We start from the raw sequence: 17,250 nt of genomic DNA on the forward strand, positions 1-17,250 counted from the left end.
TCAATGTGTAATAAAGCTTTCTTATTTTTCGCTTTCTTATTTACAGTAAGTATAACTTGCATTTCACAAAATACATTTATTCCAGATGATAATTTTGAACAAGCTCTAATAGATTTAGGCTATGATACAGCTCCTTTAAATGATTATGTACCTACCGCTAATATTGCTAGTATAACAGCATTAGATATAAGTTCTAAAAACATTTCAGATTTAACTGGTATTGAAGATTTTACTAATTTATCTATACTAGAATGTACTAATAACCAACTTACTAACATTAATATTTCAAATAATTTAAAATTAACACAGTTATTTGTTGATGCTAATAACCTTACCAATTTAGATGTAACTAATAATACTAATTTACAAATATTGTGGTGTTTTAATAATGCTATTTCTACCTTAAATGTTAGTCAAAATCCTAATTTAATTTCACTACGTTGTGAAAATAATAATTTATCAAATTTAGATGTTAGTAATAACCTAAATTTAAATGTTCTTACTTGCGGATTAAATAGTTTAACTAGTTTAGATGTTACCAATAATACTTCTTTAAATAGATTAGAATGTGATGGTAATTTATTAACAAATTTAGATGTTAATAATAATATAGATTTATCATATATATCATGTAATTCTAATCAAATTTCAAGTTTAAATCTTACTCAAAATACATCATTAAACACATTAATTTGTTTTGAAAATGAATTAACAGAATTAGATCTTAGCCAAAATTCATCTTTAACAACTTTAAATTGCTCTAATAATAATTTGTGTTTAATAAACATGAATAACGGAAATAACAGCAATACTACTAATGTTTATTTTGAAAATAATACAAATTTAAGTTGTGTAGTTGTTGATAACCCTAATAACATTCCTGCTAATTGGGAACCAGCAACATTTTCAAACTACGTATCTTCAGAAAGTGAATGTGATAATTTTGTGGCTGTTGATAATTTAAATGATGTTACTTCTTTTACAAATTACACCTTGCCAACTTTAAGTAATGGAAATTATTACACAGAACCTGATGCAAATGGTTTAGCATTATATGCAGGAGATATAATTTCTGAATCTCAAACCATTTACATATACAATGAAACAGTATGTTTTAGTAATGAAACCAGTTTTTATGTAACCATTTTTGAAGGCGAATATTTTATTCCTAAATATTTTACACCAAATAACGATGGTACAAATGATACTTGGAAAGTAATTGATAACACAAATTCTTTTACACTAATTAATATATATAACAGATACGGTAAATTATTAAAAACTTTAACTAAAAATGCTTTTGAATGGGATGGTACTTTTAATGGTAAATTAATGTATACTGATGATTATTGGTTTGTTATTTACCGTGAAGCAGATATTCCTATAAAAGGACATTTTACTTTAAAACGCTAATTATTTTTAATCATAGCAATATGAGGTATATTATCTTCTAAATACTCCGCTCCTACTTCTTTGAAGCCTAAGTTGTTATAAAACCTTTTTAAATAACATTGTGCAGAAATTTTAATTGTACTTTCATTAAAATATGTTTTAATAGCTTTTATAGAAGCTTCCATAATAGCATTACCATATTTAAATTGTCTTTTATTTTTAGCTACCACTACCCTACCAATACTAGCTTTATCAAAATAATCACCTGGTTTAAAAATACGTGTATAAGCAACTAAAATATCATTATTATATCCTAAAATATGTAGTGCTTTTTGATCTTTACCATCAATATCTTGATATACACAATCTTGTTCTACAACAAACACCTCACTACGTAATTGAAGTAAACTATATAACTCTTGGGTAGTAAGTTGAGAAAATGTTTTAGTTTTTATTACTAGCATTTTTAATCTTGTACAATAATGTCTTTAGCATCATCTTTACCAAACTCTGGTTGAATATTTACATGATTTATTTGATACTTTTTAAACACCAATGTTTCAATATCTTGTAATATATAATCAAACTCAGATAAAGTTATATCCTTATTAAAATCTATATGCGCCTCTAAATGTATTTCTTCTTCATTTAATTGCCATATATGTACATGATGCACATTTTTAATACTTTTAAAAGCATTTATTTCATCAACAATTTTTTTTACAGGAATATCATCTGGTGTAAATAACATAAGTACTTTAGTAGATTCTTTTAATAAATCTAATCCCATAAAAATTAAATAAATAGCTATAACTAAAGTTAAAATACTATCTACCCAATAAATTTGATAAAACTTCATTAATAAACCACCTATTAATACCGCAACACTTGCCATCATATCTGTTAATAAATGTATATAAGCACTGCGTATATTCATATTAACATCAGAGTCTTTTTTTAATAAAAGTACGCTTAGGCCATTAGCTACAATACCTAAAAGTGATAACCAAATAACAAGGTTAGATTCTATTTCTTGTGGATTTTGAAACCTTTTAACCGCTTCAATAATTAATAAAACTGCTACTATAACTAATGTAGCGGCATTAATAAAAGCTGCTAAAATTTCGGCACGTTTATAACCAAAAGTTCTATATGCTGAAGCTTTCTTTTTAGTAAGTCTGTTAGCAATATAACTAACTAATAAAGACAGTACATCAGAAAAATTATGTAAAGCATCACTTAATAATGCTAAACTTCCTGATACTAAACCCCCAATAATTTGAGATGCTGTAATTAATATATTTAAAAAGATAGATATAAAAAGATTTCTACCTTTTAAATCGGTATGAGAATGAGAGTGATTATGAGTGTGTGAATGACTCATTTAACAAGATAATGGTATTTTATCTATTCTTTTTTGATGACGGCCACCTTCAAAATCTGTATTTAAAAATGTTTCAACCATTTTAACTGCCTGCGGAATAGCGGTAAACCTAGCAGGAATACATAAAATATTTGCATTATTATGCTGGCGGATAAGTTCTACAATTTCATTATTCCAACATAAACCAGCACGTATTTTTTGATGTTTATTAGCGGTCATAGCAACACCATTAGCACTACCGCAAATTAAAATACCATAGGTAGATTTATTGTTTTCAACATCTTCGGCAACAGGATGCACAAAATCTGCATAATCTACACTATCACTAGTATCTGTACCATGATTAATAACTGTATATCCTTTATCTTCAAGATATTTTACAATAGCAAATTTATAGTCTGTACCAGCATGGTCGTTTCCTATAGAAATAGTCATAATTTTATTTGTGTGTTTTTATTTTTAACAAAAGTACTAATTATAAATATTGTGAACGGTGTTATTAATTACTTGTTAATAACTGTTCATTACTTTCTAAAAAATAAACTTGCAAAATTCAACTTATTTTACAATCCATAATGTTTAGTTAACATCCAAATTAGTTAATGTAAATTTTTAGTTAAGTTATTAGCACTAAAAAGTATGTTAATAACCAATGTTAAGTAATAATTTTATTAAAAAATCTTGTTAATTGGAGTTATAAACAATTGTTAATATAAATTTAAAATAACTTAATTTTTAACTACTTAACAAAGTAAGAGGCTGTTTATTTCTTATCAATAAACTTATATAAATAACTTTTCAAAATAAACTTTAAAAAAGTTATACCAGTTATTAACACACTATAATAACCATTATTATTTTTTTAAATTTTTAAAAGAAAAAGATATTATAATATATAATGTGAATAAGTTGAATTTAACACTAATTAAATATAGTTTAATAATAAAAGCGTAGCTTTGCATAAAATAAATAGCCATTCTCCTCTTAAAATAAAGCTATTTAATAACAGAATTTCCATTAACTTACGGAAATAGAATATGATTAAAAATAAATGACAAAAAAAAGAAAAGGGAAATCCAGAAAAAAGGGAATTTCCAACCTTACAAATACTATTCTTAGTATATTAAAAAAAGACAGAAACAAAACTTATAACTATAAACAAATTGCAGCTAAACTTGGTGTTAATGATGCTAGTAGCCGTAATCAAATTATAAAAACACTAGCCAAACTTGCAGCTAAACAAGAAATAGAACAAGTAGATAGAGGTAAATTTAAAGCTGTAGTAACTGCAGAATACCATACTGGTATTTTAGATTTATCTGCAAAAGGATCTGGGTATATTATTAGTGATGCGTTTGATGATGATGTATATATAGCCTCTAATAATATTAACAAAGCCTTAAATGGTGATGAAGTAGAATTCTATGTGTATAAACGTAGAAAACGCGGTAAGTTAGAAGGTGAAATAACACAAATTATTAAACGCGCTAAAAGTGAATACGTAGGCGTTATTCAATTACATGATAAATATGCATTTGTTATTCCAGATAGCAATAAAATGTATAAAGATATTTTTATACCCATTAACAAAACATTTAAAGCTGAAGATGGTGATAAAGTTTTAGTTAAACTAGAAGATTGGCCCGAAAAAGCCGATTCTCCATATGGTAAAGTTATTAAAGTTTTAGGTAAACCTGGTGATCATAATACAGAAATTCATGCTATTCTTTCAGAATACGGATTACCTTTTGAATTTCCTTATGAAGTAGAAGATTTTGCTAATAAAATAGATACCTCTATTACCAAAGATGAAATTGCCAAACGTAGAGATATGCGTCAAGATCTTACATTTACTATAGATCCAAAAGATGCTAAAGATTTTGATGATGCTTTATCATTTAAAGTTTTAGAAAACGGATTGTATGAAATAGGTATTCACATTGCCGATGTATCACATTATGTAAAAGAAGGTACCGTTTTAGATGACGAAGCTTACAATAGGGCAACATCTGTGTATTTAGTAGATAGAGTAGTACCTATGTTACCAGAAGTGTTATCTAATAATGCCTGTTCATTGCGTCCTCATGAAGAAAAATATACCTTTTCAGCAGTATTTAAAATAAATGATAAAGCCGAAGTAAAACACCAATGGTTTGGAAGAACAGTAACTTATAGCGATGCACGTTTTGCTTATGAAGAAGCGCAAGCCATAATTGAGTCTAAAACCAATGAAATTCCTTCAGATGTTTCATTAACAGGAAAAGCTTATAAAACCAATGAAAATCTATCAAATGCTATTTTAAAATTAAATGAATTAGCAAAAATAATGCGTAATAAACGCATGAAGAATGGAGCTATTTCTTTTGATAAAGTAGAAGTAAAATTCAATTTAGATGAAGATAATAATCCAGAAGGCGTGTATTTTAAAACCAGTAAAGATGCTAATAAACTAATTGAAGAATTCATGCTGTTGGCTAATAAAAAAGTAGCCGAATTTATAGGAAAACAAAATCCTAAGAAAACCTTCATATATCGTGTTCATGATGAGCCAGATGATAGTAAATTAGCAGCTTTACAAAATATAGTTGGCAGATTTGGTTATAAACTAAATTTTAAAGACAGAAAATCAACCACCGCTTCATTAAATAATCTTCTTACCGAAGTAGTTGGTAAAAAAGAACAAAATTTAGTAGATACGCTAACCATACGTAGTATGAGTAAAGCCGAATATACTACCCATAATATAGGGCATTACGGTTTAGCATTTGATTATTACTCACATTTTACTTCTCCTATTCGTCGTTACCCCGATGTTATGGCTCATAGATTATTACAACATTATTTAGATGGCGGAAAATCTGTAAGTGAAGAGGTTTACGAAGAAAAATGTCAACATTCCAGTAACATGGAATATTTAGCAACTAAAGCCGAAAGAGATTCTATAAAATATATGCAAATTCGTTTTATGGAAGACCATAAAAATCAAGAATTTGTAGGTGTTATTTCTGGAGTAACAGACTGGGGAATTTATGTTGAAATAATTTCAAATAAATGCGAAGGAATGGTTAGTTTAAGAGATATTACAGATGATCATTATGTATTTGATGAAAGTCAGTTTGCTATAGTAGGAAGAAATACTAAAAACACTTATCAATTAGGAGATGAAGTTGTTGTAAAAGTTAAGAATACAGATTTAGTTAAAAAACATTTAGATTTTAATTTAATAGGAAAACCAGAAGATGTATTGTAACAAATTTGTTTAAATATTTACTAATACTTTAAACAGAATCTTAATTATGATATTAACAACAACACAAAATATTGAAGGTCATAACATAGTAGATTATTTAGGTATAGTAAGTGGTATAGCTTATAATAATAGTTATAACCATAAAGGAAAAAAACTATCTTTTAAAGAGATGTTTAATGTTTCTAAATACTACCAAGTTTATGCCGAAGGTTTAGAAATTATTAAAGAAGAAGCCTTTCAAAAATTAAAAGAAAACGCTCAACAACTTAAAGCTAATGCTGTAGTTGGTATAAAAGTAGATATAGAACCTTTATCAAATTCATCTCATATGGTAGTTTCTATTACCGGAACAGCAGTTAAAGTAGCTATTTAATTAAAAAGTTTTCTTAAAGTTAATTTATAACGGTATAATTCTTGATAATTTTGCGTTAAATAAAATATATAAAAAGTAAACCATGAAAAGGATTTTAATAATATGCGCTTTTTTAGTATCAACTTTTGTTATAGCACAAAATACAGTTGAGAAAGAAATAGGAGAATTTAGTGAATTAAAAGTTTATGATTTAATTAATGTTGAACTCATAAAATCAAATCAAAATAAGGTAGTTATTACAGGAAAGAATACCCAAAACGTTATACTAAATAACAAAAACGGAACCTTAAAAATTAAAATGAAGTTAAAAGAAATTTTTAATGGTAATGATACTAAAGTAAAACTATACTATTCTCATGTAGATATTATTGATGTAAATGAAGGCGCCAATGTATATTCAGATAATAAAATAAAACAATTTGAAATAGATTTAAAAACTCAAGAAGGGGCTAATATAGATGTAAAATTAGATGTTACTTATGCTAATGTAAAAGCCGTTACTGGAGGTATTGTAAAAGTTACAGGTAAAGCCAAAAGTCAAAATATTTCTTTATTAACAGGTGGTGTTTATAAAGGAGCAGAACTTAAAACCAATAAAACAGAAGTAGCTATCAAAGCTGCTGGTGAAGCTCATGTAAACGCAACAGATTTAGTAGATGTAAAAATAAGAGCTGGAGGCGATGTATATGTTTACGGTAATCCTACAACTATTAATGAAAACAAGGTTCTTGGGGGTAGAGTAAAACGAATGTAGATATTTTATATTAAAATAAATTATATAAAAAACCACTAATTTTAGTGGTTTTTTATTTTTAATATCATTACAAAACCATAAGAATATTTCTTTACTTTGTGTAAAGCTTCTTAAAAATTATGTTTGATGATATTTTAACAGCTATTCCATTCGGAATTTTACTAGCCTTTACTATTGGCCCTGTATTTTTTGTACTGTTAGAAACAGGAGCTACCAAAGGATTTAGAAGCGCTTTAATTTTTGATTTAGGAGTTATTTTAGCCGATATCATTTTTATATTAGTAGCTTTTTTTAGTACCAATAAGCTTTTAGAAAGAGTTAAAGATGATCCTAATTTTTTAATTTTTGGAGGTGTTTTACTAATAACTTACGGTATTATTTCTTTTATAAAAACATCAAAATCATTCAGAGAAATTGTTAGAGAATATCATGCTGTAGAATTTAAAAAAGGCTATGGAAAATTATTTATAAAAGGATTTCTACTTAATTTTATAAACATAGGTGTACTTATTGGGTGGGTTGTTTTTATAGCCTTAGCTAATACTTTAACAACATCAAAACACGGTGTTTTAATTTTTTTAGGAACCATTTTACTTACTTATTTGTTGGTAGATTTAGTAAAAATTATAGTAGCTAAAAGAATAAAAAAAAGATTAACGCCGCGTTTAATTTTTAAAACAAAAAAAATAGTTGCTTTAGTAATATTAGGTTTTGGTATTTTGTTATTATTTCAAGGAGTGTTTCCAGAAACCTATGAAAAAAATAAAGAAAAGTTAGAACGTATTAGTCCTATAAATTAAACAACTATAAAACTATTTTAACTTATTCTTTTATAATTTTTATTAAAAAGCTATTCTCTAGTTTTAAAAGATATAATCCATTAGGAAAGTTTGATATATCAATGTCTCCATGTTCATAAACTATTCCCTTGTTAATTTCCTGTCCAATTAAATTAAATATTTTATAGTTTAGGTTTTGAGATAATCCAGAAATATGCAAATAATCTTGGGTAGGGTTTGGATACACTTTTAGGTTTACAGTTTTAAGTTCACTAATATTTAAAGTAGAAACTTGCAATAGTAGCGTACTTTCTTTTTGTATGTTATAATCTGCTAAAGTTCTAGTATTTTCAAGTTCATTACCATTAAAAATTAAAATTTGATTATTAACAGCAATACCTTCTTTATCTTCAATTTTAGATTTTACAGCATCAATAGTATCGTTAGCTTCTACATCTATTGTAATTGTTTTGCCAGATTCATCTTTAACAAAAATTTGCATAGCTATAGCATTTAATGATAGAAGAGAGAATAAAATTAAAGAGTAAAATTTTTTCATTAGGTTGGTTTTAATTATTAAAAAAAGCTGGATCAATCTCAAAAGTTGGGTCTAAAGAGAAAAATAATTTTCTTTGTACTTTAAATTATATTGATGAATAAAGACACTGAGTTATCCTTGTTAAGTTTAATATTACCAGAAGGAATATTAGAGTATTTTGATATTGTTGGATTCGATAAGAAGCCTATAAAGCATGTTTTATATGAGAACCGTCTAACGATATATTTGGAGGAGAAAAAACAAATACCATCTAAGTACAAGGATTGCAAGTATAAAGCCAGTGGCTTCATGGAGCCTCGAATAATCGAGGATTATCCCGTTCGAGACAATCTACTATCATTAAATCTTAAACGAAGGCGTTGGGACGTTCTACTTGATAAAAAGAGGATTAAAGTAAGTCGTGAATGGGATGAATTTATTGCACAGGGAACTCGAATATCAAAAGAGTTTGCTGCTTTTTTAAAAGAAATCGACTGATAATACTGCTCTGAGCAGCCAACAACTTGGGCACCAGTATGGTATGTCCGGAAAAAGGCTTCAAAGACATTATAAGGATCACTTAAGTGATTTTAAGCAATGGGAGCATAAGAGTCATGCTAAACAGTGGCTTGTTTTCCCTGAAAACTTAGGTTCTTATTTATCCATTGATGAGACAGCGCTGTCCAAGGGAGAGCTCTATACCATCATTACCAATAAGAAGGCCAAAGGAAAGAAAGGGGCTTTAGTTGGGATATTCCACGGAACTAAAGTGGAGCCTATTATCGAACAACTCTTGAAGATCCCAGCAAAGAAGCGTGCTAAAGTGAAAGAGATCACCTTAGACATGGCTAACTCTATGAAAACAATCTCCACTAAATGTTTCCCGAAAGCCATCCAAGTAACAGACAGGTTCCATGTACAGAAGCTGGCAATAGAGGCGCTCCAAGATCTTCGTATCAAATACCGATGGGAAGCTTTGGATCAAGAAAATGAACAGATAAAGCTATCTAGAGCTGCCGACAAAGAATTTAAACCTGTAACTTTTTCTAATGGTGATAGCTCAAAACAACTCCTGGCCAGGAGTAGATATCTACTGTATAAATCCCCAGATAAATGGACTCCAAATCAGAAAGAGAGGGGACAGATATTGTTTAATGAATACCCAGAATTAAAGAAAGCTTATGGACTTGTTCAAGGCTTGAGGAATATTTTTAACCAAGCCATAGATATTAAAGTAGCTTACACCAAACTAGCCCACTGGTACAAAGATGTAGAGGAGTCAGGATTTAAGAGCTTCCAAACGGTAGCCAATAGTATTACTTTAAATTACCGCTCTGTACTCAACTATTTTATAAACAGAAGTACTAATGCTTCAGCTGAATCCTTTAATGCCAAAGTAAAGGCTTTTAGATCTCAATTTAGGGGAGTCAGGAATACGGAATACTTCTTATATCGCTTGATTAAATTATATTCTTAAAATGGTAAAAACCCAGATTTTGGACTTGATCCAAAAAGCTTCCAGATTAACTGAAAGCTTTTTTGAGGCGTCGAGCGGATTCGAACCGCTGTAGCAGGTTTTGCAGACCTGTGCCTAAGCCCCTCGGCCACAACGCCATTTGTTATAAATATAAAATTTGTAAAACGTTCTCTTGATTATGTTTCAAGAGCTCGGTGCAAATGTATAAAAAATTGTGATTTTTCCTTACTAAAAATTATTTTTTACGCTTATCAGTCATTTTTATCGTTACAAAATTAACGTCGCCGCCAATAGGTGGGTTAATTTTACTAACCCAAACCGTTGCTTTTTTTACTAATTTATCTTCAGAAAAAATACGATTTAAAATACGTTTAGCCACTGTTTCAAGTAGTTTAGAAGGTTTACTCATTTCCTCCTTTATAATTCTGTTTAAAAAAACATAATCAACAGTATCTTTTAAATCATCTGTTTTTGCAGATGTTTGTAAATCGGCTTTTACTTCTAAATCTACTCTATAATCGCTTCCTATTTTTGTTTCTTCATTTAAACAACCATGGTAAGCGTAAACCCTAATATTTTCAACTTTTATAATTCCCATTTTATAATAGATATAATCAAAAAACTTAATAAGCGAAAATAAGTTGATTTTCCGTAATTTTGGTGCTTGTTTAGTTGAAAAACACCAGAAAATGTCTGAAGAAAAAAAATCACTCAATTTTATTGAGCAAATTATAGAAGAAGATTTAGCAAATGGAATGCCAAAAAGCCAATTACGCTTTAGGTTTCCGCCAGAACCTAATGGGTATTTACATATTGGTCATACCAAAGCTATAGGAATTAGTTTTGGTTTGGGTGAAAAATACAATGCCCCAGTAAATCTTAGATTTGATGATACAAATCCTTCTAAAGAAGAACAAGAGTATGTAGATGCTATTAAGAGAGATGTAGCTTGGTTGGGTTATAAATGGGATAAAGAATTGTATTCTTCAGATTATTTTCAACAGCTATATGATTGGGCTGTGTTAATGATAAAAGATGGTAAGGCTTATGTAGACTCGCAAACAAGCGAAGAAATGGCCGAACAAAAAGGAACTCCAACGCAAGTAGGAATCAATAGTCCTTATAGAAACCGAAGTGTTGAAGAAAATCTAGATTTATTTACACGCATGAAAAATGGCGAATTTCCGGCAGGTACCCATGTATTGCGCGCCAAAATTGATATGGAAGATCCTAATATGCTTATGCGAGACCCAATTATGTATCGTATTATGTATGCCCATCATCATAGAACAGGTGATAAGTGGTGTATTTACCCTATGTATGATTGGACGCATGGCGAAAGTGATTATATAGAACAAGTTTCACATTCATTATGTTCATTAGAGTTTAAACCTCACAGAAAACTCTATAATTGGTTTAGAGACATTGTTCATAAATATAGTTCAGATACCTTACCATTACCACCAAAACAAAGGGAATTTGCTCGTTTAAACCTAAGTTATACCATAATGAGTAAACGTAAGTTACTCCAATTGGTAAATGAAGGTGTTGTAAATGGATGGGATGACCCCAGAATGCCAACTATTTCTGGTTTGCGCAGAAGAGGTTATACCCCCAATGCATTAAGAAAGTTTGTTGAAACTGCTGGAGTTGCCAAACGTGATAATGTTATAGATGTATCGCTTTTAGAATTTTGTATTCGTGAAGATTTAAACAAAACAGCTCCAAGAGTAATGGCTGTTTTAGATCCTGTTAAATTAGTTATTACAAACTATCCTGAAGACAAAGTAGAATGGTTTGATGCTGAAAATAATCCTGAAGATGAAACTGCAGGCTATAGAAAAGTACCTTTTTCAAGAGAACTTTATATTGAAAGAGAAGATTTTAAAGAGGAAGCAGGAAATAAATTTTTTAGATTAAAACTAGGAGGTGAGGTACGTTTAAAAAACGCCTATATAATTAAAGCAGAAAGTGTTATTAAAGATTCTAAGGGGAATATTACAGAAATACACTGTACATATTCTACAGATACCACAAAAAGAGTAAAAGGAACGCTGCATTGGGTTTCTATACAACATGCTATAAAAGTTGAGGTTAGGGAATACGATCGTTTATTTATGGATGAGGCTCCAGATGCTCATCAAGACAAAGATTTCATGGAATTTATTAACCCTAATTCATTAAAAATAATTGAGGCATATGCAGAACCAAGTTTGGTAGAAGCTAAAGTAGGAGACAGGTTTCAATTTCAACGCTTAGGATATTTTAACGTTGATGATGACACCACTGCCGATAAATTAATTTTTAATAAAACAGTTGGTTTAAGAGATACTTGGGCAAAGGTTAAACCTAAACAAACAAATCAAAATAATAATCAGCAAAAGCCACAACAACATCAAAGAAAAGCTATTGATGTAATTCAGAAATTAGGCAAGAAATACACTAATTTACCAGAAGCTAAACAACAAAAAGTAAAAGCCGAAATTTTAGAGTTGGCAAAAAATGTAACTTATGAAGAGCTAGAACCACTTTTTGGAACTGCCGTAAAAAAAGTAGGAACTCGCATTGCAACAGCAATAACATTAGGTGTTTTACTAAAAAATGGTTTAGAAAAAAATGACGCTATTAATAATTTTATAGCAAAAGCTTTAGAAGATAAAAATGAGCTGTTAGTTACTGAAGCTAAAGCACTATAAATATTGTAGTTATCAAGGTAAATATAACTTTGGTATTCAATTTTTAGTTATATTTAAGTACTAACTAAAACTAATATTATTATGGGTTTATTTAATTTTCCTGCAATTATTGTTGCAGCAGTTTCGGCGTTAGTAGTTGGATTTATTTGGTATAATCCTAAAGTTTTTGGAACTGCTTGGATGAAAGCTGCAGATATGACCGAAGAGAAAATACAAGGTGCTAACATGGCTAAAATATTTGGTTTAGCTTTATTTTTTGCTTTCTTATTATCTACGGCGTTACCAGGAATTGTTATTCACCAAATGGGAGCTTTAAGCCTTGTAGGGGGAGACCCATCAACCGCACTCCCATCGTATGATGCTTTTATGGCAGATTACGCAGATGCTTTTAGAACCTTTAAACATGGCGTATTACACGGGGCGTTATCAGGCGTTTTTATTGCGCTTCCAATTTTAGGTACCAATGCCTTATTTGAACGTAAAAGTGCTAAATACATCTTTATTAATAGTGGATACTGGATTGTAACTTTGGCTATTATGGGGGGCATCATTTGTGCTTGGAAATAAAAATCATTAATTTTTAAATACTAATAAAGACTGAAGGGCTTAACTTCGGTCTTTTTTCTTTACTATTTGGTTACTTATAAAATATATAGAAAAACGTCTCAGCTTCCATCTACATGGGATAATTTACCCGTGAAGGATGTGTTTTTAAAAAGTCCTTTTTTAAAAGCCTTAGAAGCATCTTCTCCAAACAATATAACCTCGTATTATGTGGGTGTTTTTAAACAAGATGAATTAGTAGGTATTGCTATTATTCAACGAGTGCAAATGTATTTAGATGACGTTTTTAGAGATGTTTCAAATTCGTTTTTAAAACAAACAGGAAAGCAATTAGTATCTTTATTTGTTAGAGGAAATGCCTTGGTTATTGGTAATTTAATGCATACAGGACAACATGGTATTTATATTAATTCAAATAAAATTTCACAAGATGATTTCTTAAACATCATTCAAAAAGCTATTGATGATTTAACGGTTGAAATTAAAGAAAAGTTCAATAAAAAAATTAGAATAATTGCTTTTAAAGATTATTTTGAAGAAGATTCAATTCATCAAAATAAATCTTATTTTGAAAGCCAAAATCTTTATAAAATTCAGGTGCAACCTAATATGTTGTTTCATGTTTTAGATACATGGAAAACATCTTTAGATTACATAAATAATTTCAATAAAAAATATAAAAGACGCTATAAAGTTGCAAGAAAAAAAAGTGCCAATTTAACCTGTAAAGAATTAGATTTAAATTATATAAGTTCTAATTCTGATAAACTATTTACTCTTTACCAAAACGTATCAGACAACGCCAGAGTAAATTCGTTTAAACTACCTAAAAATCATTTTTTATGTTTAAAGAAAAATCTAAAAGAAAATTTTAAAGTTTTTGGGTATTTTTTAAATAATGAATTGGTTGGTTTTTACACTTTAATATTAAATAATAAAATTTTAGAAACTTATTTTTTAGGATACAATAAAGCACTACAGCGCAAACACCAATTATACTTAAATATGCTTTTTAATATGGCTTGTTTTGGTATAGATAATGGTTTTAAAACCATTGTTTATGCAAGAACTGCTATGGAAATTAAAAGTTCTATAGGAGCTAAACCACACACTATGCATGTGTATTTAAAACATACCAATAGCTTTATTGCAAATACGGTTTTAAAATGTATTGTTAAGTATATGAACCCTATAAGAAAGTGGGAGGAAAGGCATCCGTTTAATGAAAGCATTTAAATATTTCATTAATTTTGTTATTAAAATTCCAACTAAAATTAGCTTAAAATCTCTCATATTAATTATAATAAACGGCCTTGTTTTTTTGGTAGTTATTACACTATCAATAACATTCTATAATCAATTTTCAAAAGAATTAAAAGATAGAATTCTACTTCAATTAAATTCTATAAAGACTTTAAAACAAAATCAAGTTGAAAAGTTAATTCAATCAGAATGGAATAACTTTATTAACTCATCAAATAACAGTAATGATAGTTTAAGTATTAAAGTTCCTAACAACTTACAATCTGGAATTTATGATTTTACCAAGTACAATGAAAACAATCAACTTACAATTGCATTGGTAGATAAAAATAATAATAAAGTTAAATACATACCTTATAAAAAAATAACCAGTATTCTTTTAGAGCGAACCGGAATGGGAGATACTGGAGAATCTTATTTAGTAGGAGAAGATTATAGAATGCGCTCTCAATCAAGATTTCTTAAAGATTCTTTACCATACAATATAGTTGTAAAAACAAACGGTGTAAAAAATGCATTAACAGGTAACAATGGTAAAGGTTTGTATAAAGATTATAGGGGTATTGATGTTTATGGAGTTTATGGCCCTATTAACATACCAAATTTAAACCTAGTTATACTATCTGAAATTGACAAAGATGAAGTAGAAGCACCAATAAAAGACTTACAAAAAAGGCTTTTTTTATTAATGTTCTTAATAATTTTTATTGCTGTTTTACTGTCTTTATTCCTTACAAAAATTATAGCCAACCCTATTTTAAACATGAAACATAGCCTTAAAGAAATGGTTGATGGCAATTATAGCAGAATTAATAACTATTCTAAAAATTCTAATGAAATAAAGGAAATGTTTATAGCTTTAGACGATTTAAAAAAATCGTTACAAGGGGCGGTAACATTCTCAAAAGAGATAGGAGAAATGAATTTAAGCTCTAATTACACCCCAAAAAGTAATAATGATTCTTTAGGAAAAAGCTTAATAAAAATGAGAGATAAGCTTATAGAATTTAGAAATAATGAAAATAAACACAGGTTAAATACAAAGCGGCAATTAGTTGATGGTTTAGAAAACGAAAGAAGAAGACTAGCCAGAGAACTTCATGATGGTTTAGGGCCACTGTTAACATCATTAAAATTTTATATAGACAATAATATTAAAAGTGAAGACCAACGCTCTGAAATGAAAACCATAATAGACAATACCATTTCAGAAATACGTTTAATGTCTAACGCATTAATGCCAACCAGTATAGATGATTTTGGCGTAGGAACCGCCATTTTAAACTTTATAGAAAGCATTAAAAGCACAACAAATATTAATATATCTTTTGAAGATATTACTAGGGGAGCAGAAAGCAATATTACCAAAAACCAACAAATAAATATTTTTAGAATAACCCAAGAGTTAATTAATAATACACTTAAACACGCTAAGGCAAAAAATATTAAAATAACCTTATCAGAATTTGAAGATTTTATATCGCTTTTTTATTTTGATGATGGACAAGGTTTTAATATAAAAACAGTTGCACTGGGTTCTGGTATTACAAATATTAAAGAACGTGTAGAGATTTGTAAAGGCGAAATTAAAATACATTCAAAACCAAACAACACAACCTTTGAAATTGAATTACCAATAGATAATGAAGACTATTAAACTTATAATTGCAGATGACCACGAGCTCTTTAGAAACGGGCTAAAAGAACTTCTTAAAAAATATAAAGATGTTAATATAGTAGCCTTAGTAAGCAATGGTGAAGACTTGTTTTCTGAATTAAAAAAGCATCCAAATACAGATATTGTTTTACTAGACATTACAATGCCCAAAATGGATGGTTTTCAAGTATTAAAACAATTAAAAAGCTTAAAATTAGCAATAAAGCCTATTATTATTTCTATGCACGATGAAGGTAATTATATAGCCAAATGTGCTAAAAAAGGAGCGTATAGTTATTTGCTTAAAAACACAGATCAAGAAGAGTTAATAAAAGCTATAAGAATGGTTGCTATGGGCAAAAAATATTTTGGGCCTAAGATTTCTGAGAAAATGATAAACTACATGTCTGAGCAAACTGTTAGCGAAAACATTTTATCTAAAAAAGAAAAAGAAGTTTTAGGCTTAATTTCAGAAGGACTTACAACTAAAGAAATAGCTTCAAAATTATTTGTAAGTACTAGAACTATTGAAACCCATCGTGCTAACGTTATAAAAAAACTAGAAGTAAAAAATACTGCCGAACTTGTTAAGAAGGCATCAGAAATTAATCTTATTTAGCAAATATCCGTATTTATACGGATGTATTTTAGGTAATTTCATGTATAAGTAAACGTATTGCTCTGTCTTTAATTTTATAAAAATTAAAAAACAGAATTGATATGAAAAAAATTGTATTTACTTCTTTAGCTATAATAGTTTCGGTAAGTGTATATGCCCAAAAAAGGAATGATTTTAAAGGACCAGCATACAAAAATTACAAGCCTTGGCTTTATGACACTAAGCCTACAGAAGTTTATTCTGTTAAACAAGAAGAAAAGTTAACAGGACCTGAGTATAAAAACCAAAAAGTTTGGGAAAATAGCAGTAAAAAATCATACAAACTTATAGCTGTAGGTACAGAACGTTCTAAACTAAAAGGTCCTGCTTATAAAAATTACAGACCAAGCAAAAAGATTTAAAACCCATAATGAATATTGTTTTAAGTAGTGTTTAGATTAATTAAAAAGCCCCTTTTTAAAGGGGCTTTTGCTTTTAAAACTAAAAAGTTAATGGTGCTTTATT

General features: G+C 28.7%; 18 protein-coding genes and 1 tRNA gene. 13 read left to right on the forward strand and 6 right to left on the reverse strand.

The window, feature by feature from the left end:
• The first annotated feature begins 3 nt into the window (after positions 1 to 3).
• On the forward strand, positions 4 to 1,413 hold the full coding sequence (locus tag BWZ22_RS06765; protein ID WP_076698862.1) for a T9SS type B sorting domain-containing protein: 1,410 nt from the start codon (positions 4 to 6) through the stop codon (positions 1,411 to 1,413).
• On the opposite strand, the gene BWZ22_RS06770 is transcribed toward BWZ22_RS06765, so the two are convergent.
• Genes BWZ22_RS06770 through rpiB form a run of 3 tightly spaced genes read right to left on the reverse strand, consistent with a single transcriptional unit; the run spans position 1,410 to position 3,211 of the window.
• The gene (locus BWZ22_RS06770; protein WP_076698863.1) at positions 1,410 to 1,856 is read right to left on the reverse strand and encodes a GNAT family N-acetyltransferase; all 447 of its coding nucleotides are present in this window, start codon (positions 1,854 to 1,856) and stop codon (positions 1,410 to 1,412) included. The genes BWZ22_RS06765 and BWZ22_RS06770 overlap by 4 nt on opposite strands.
• A 2-nt stretch (positions 1,857 to 1,858) precedes the next feature.
• Positions 1,859 to 2,776, reverse strand: a complete 918-nt coding sequence (locus BWZ22_RS06775) for a cation diffusion facilitator family transporter (protein ID WP_076698865.1) — start codon at positions 2,774 to 2,776, stop codon at positions 1,859 to 1,861.
• Positions 2,777 to 3,211 (reverse strand): ribose 5-phosphate isomerase B, encoded by a 435-nt coding sequence (rpiB, locus tag BWZ22_RS06780; RefSeq protein WP_076698866.1) that lies wholly within the window; start codon positions 3,209 to 3,211, stop codon positions 2,777 to 2,779.
• Positions 3,212 to 3,827: 616 nt separating this feature from the next.
• Between rpiB and rnr the strand changes: the two genes are divergently transcribed.
• The 4 genes from rnr (at position 3,828) to BWZ22_RS06800 (ending at position 7,953) form a co-directional block, all read left to right on the forward strand.
• Positions 3,828 to 6,026, forward strand: a complete 2,199-nt coding sequence (gene rnr, locus BWZ22_RS06785) for a ribonuclease R (RefSeq protein ID WP_076698868.1) — start codon at positions 3,828 to 3,830, stop codon at positions 6,024 to 6,026.
• Positions 6,027 to 6,072: 46 nt separating this feature from the next.
• Positions 6,073 to 6,399 carry a YbjQ family protein gene (locus BWZ22_RS06790; RefSeq protein WP_076698869.1) on the forward strand — a complete coding sequence of 109 codons (327 nt, stop codon included), beginning with the start codon at positions 6,073 to 6,075 and terminating at the stop codon, positions 6,397 to 6,399.
• An 82-nt stretch (positions 6,400 to 6,481) separates the two neighbouring features.
• Entirely contained in the window at positions 6,482 to 7,153 is a 672-nt protein-coding gene (locus BWZ22_RS06795) for a head GIN domain-containing protein (protein ID WP_076698871.1), read from the forward strand.
• A 119-nt stretch (positions 7,154 to 7,272) separates the two neighbouring features.
• Positions 7,273 to 7,953, forward strand: coding sequence for a LysE family translocator (locus BWZ22_RS06800; protein ID WP_076698872.1), 681 nt, complete (start codon positions 7,273 to 7,275; stop codon positions 7,951 to 7,953).
• A 22-nt stretch (positions 7,954 to 7,975) separates the two neighbouring features.
• Here the strand turns inward: BWZ22_RS06800 and BWZ22_RS06805 are convergent, their stop codons facing one another.
• Entirely contained in the window at positions 7,976 to 8,491 is a 516-nt protein-coding gene (locus BWZ22_RS06805) for a ubiquitin-like protein (RefSeq protein ID WP_076698874.1), read from the reverse strand.
• A gap of 93 nt (positions 8,492 to 8,584) precedes the next feature.
• On the opposite strand from BWZ22_RS06805, the gene BWZ22_RS06810 reads away from it, so the two are divergent.
• Both BWZ22_RS06810 and BWZ22_RS06815 read left to right on the forward strand, forming a co-directional pair.
• The gene (locus BWZ22_RS06810) at positions 8,585 to 8,968 is read left to right on the forward strand and encodes a hypothetical protein (RefSeq protein WP_076697215.1); all 384 of its coding nucleotides are present in this window, start codon (positions 8,585 to 8,587) and stop codon (positions 8,966 to 8,968) included.
• 43 nt (positions 8,969 to 9,011) lie between these two features.
• Positions 9,012 to 9,947: a transposase gene (locus BWZ22_RS06815; protein WP_076697213.1), complete on the forward strand. Its 936-nt coding sequence runs from the start codon at positions 9,012 to 9,014 to the stop codon at positions 9,945 to 9,947.
• Positions 9,948 to 10,012: 65 nt separating this feature from the next.
• Here the strand turns inward: BWZ22_RS06815 and BWZ22_RS06820 are convergent.
• Positions 10,013 to 10,084, reverse strand: a tRNA-Cys gene (locus BWZ22_RS06820).
• Between the two features lie 98 nt (positions 10,085 to 10,182).
• Positions 10,183 to 10,545 (reverse strand): dihydroneopterin aldolase, encoded by a 363-nt coding sequence (folB, locus tag BWZ22_RS06825; RefSeq protein ID WP_076698875.1) that lies wholly within the window; start codon positions 10,543 to 10,545, stop codon positions 10,183 to 10,185.
• Between the two features lie 91 nt (positions 10,546 to 10,636).
• On the opposite strand from folB, the gene BWZ22_RS06830 reads away from it, so the two are divergent.
• The 6 genes from BWZ22_RS06830 (at position 10,637) to BWZ22_RS06855 (ending at position 17,147) form a co-directional block, all read left to right on the forward strand.
• The gene (locus BWZ22_RS06830; protein ID WP_076698877.1) at positions 10,637 to 12,643 is read left to right on the forward strand and encodes a glutamine--tRNA ligase/YqeY domain fusion protein; all 2,007 of its coding nucleotides are present in this window, start codon (positions 10,637 to 10,639) and stop codon (positions 12,641 to 12,643) included.
• Positions 12,644 to 12,724: 81 nt separating this feature from the next.
• Positions 12,725 to 13,210 carry a DUF1761 domain-containing protein gene (locus tag BWZ22_RS06835; protein ID WP_076698878.1) on the forward strand — a complete coding sequence of 162 codons (486 nt, stop codon included), beginning with the start codon at positions 12,725 to 12,727 and terminating at the stop codon, positions 13,208 to 13,210.
• A gap of 66 nt (positions 13,211 to 13,276) precedes the next feature.
• Positions 13,277 to 14,443 (forward strand): GNAT family N-acetyltransferase, encoded by a 1,167-nt coding sequence (locus tag BWZ22_RS06840; protein WP_076698880.1) that lies wholly within the window; start codon positions 13,277 to 13,279, stop codon positions 14,441 to 14,443.
• Between the two features lie 85 nt (positions 14,444 to 14,528).
• Entirely contained in the window at positions 14,529 to 16,127 is a 1,599-nt protein-coding gene (locus tag BWZ22_RS06845) for an ATP-binding protein (RefSeq protein WP_198027659.1), read from the forward strand.
• Complete coding sequence (locus tag BWZ22_RS06850) at positions 16,114 to 16,746, forward strand: response regulator transcription factor (protein WP_076698883.1); 633 nt, start codon at positions 16,114 to 16,116, stop codon at positions 16,744 to 16,746. Before BWZ22_RS06845 ends, BWZ22_RS06850 begins: the two co-directional genes overlap by 14 nt.
• A 101-nt stretch (positions 16,747 to 16,847) precedes the next feature.
• On the forward strand, positions 16,848 to 17,147 hold the full coding sequence (locus tag BWZ22_RS06855; RefSeq protein WP_076698884.1) for a hypothetical protein: 300 nt from the start codon (positions 16,848 to 16,850) through the stop codon (positions 17,145 to 17,147).
• Positions 17,148 to 17,250 lie beyond the last annotated feature (103 nt).

Source organism: Seonamhaeicola sp. S2-3 (assembly GCF_001971785.1).
Taxonomy (GTDB): domain Bacteria; phylum Bacteroidota; class Bacteroidia; order Flavobacteriales; family Flavobacteriaceae; genus Seonamhaeicola.

Excerpts from the sequence above, each read along its gene's own strand:
- BWZ22_RS06830 (WP_076698877.1), top strand. The coding sequence starts at position 10,637 with ATGTCTGAAGAAAAAAAATCACTCAATTTTATTGAGCAAATTATAGAA.
- BWZ22_RS06765 (WP_076698862.1), top strand. The coding sequence starts at position 4 with ATGTGTAATAAAGCTTTCTTATTTTTCGCTTTCTTATTTACAGTAAGT.
- BWZ22_RS06805 (WP_076698874.1), bottom strand. The coding sequence starts at position 8,491 with ATGAAAAAATTTTACTCTTTAATTTTATTCTCTCTTCTATCATTAAAT.
- BWZ22_RS06850 (WP_076698883.1), top strand. The coding sequence starts at position 16,114 with ATGAAGACTATTAAACTTATAATTGCAGATGACCACGAGCTCTTTAGA.
- folB (WP_076698875.1), bottom strand. The coding sequence starts at position 10,545 with ATGGGAATTATAAAAGTTGAAAATATTAGGGTTTACGCTTACCATGGT.
- BWZ22_RS06855 (WP_076698884.1), top strand. The coding sequence starts at position 16,848 with ATGAAAAAAATTGTATTTACTTCTTTAGCTATAATAGTTTCGGTAAGT.
- rpiB (WP_076698866.1), bottom strand. The coding sequence starts at position 3,211 with ATGACTATTTCTATAGGAAACGACCATGCTGGTACAGACTATAAATTT.
- BWZ22_RS06835 (WP_076698878.1), top strand. The coding sequence starts at position 12,725 with ATGGGTTTATTTAATTTTCCTGCAATTATTGTTGCAGCAGTTTCGGCG.
- rnr (WP_076698868.1), top strand. The coding sequence starts at position 3,828 with ATGACAAAAAAAAGAAAAGGGAAATCCAGAAAAAAGGGAATTTCCAAC.
- BWZ22_RS06795 (WP_076698871.1), top strand. The coding sequence starts at position 6,482 with ATGAAAAGGATTTTAATAATATGCGCTTTTTTAGTATCAACTTTTGTT.
- BWZ22_RS06815 (WP_076697213.1), top strand. The coding sequence starts at position 9,012 with ATGTCCGGAAAAAGGCTTCAAAGACATTATAAGGATCACTTAAGTGAT.
- BWZ22_RS06770 (WP_076698863.1), bottom strand. The coding sequence starts at position 1,856 with ATGCTAGTAATAAAAACTAAAACATTTTCTCAACTTACTACCCAAGAG.
- BWZ22_RS06775 (WP_076698865.1), bottom strand. The coding sequence starts at position 2,776 with ATGAGTCATTCACACACTCATAATCACTCTCATTCTCATACCGATTTA.
- BWZ22_RS06800 (WP_076698872.1), top strand. The coding sequence starts at position 7,273 with ATGTTTGATGATATTTTAACAGCTATTCCATTCGGAATTTTACTAGCC.
- BWZ22_RS06810 (WP_076697215.1), top strand. The coding sequence starts at position 8,585 with ATGAATAAAGACACTGAGTTATCCTTGTTAAGTTTAATATTACCAGAA.
- BWZ22_RS06790 (WP_076698869.1), top strand. The coding sequence starts at position 6,073 with ATGATATTAACAACAACACAAAATATTGAAGGTCATAACATAGTAGAT.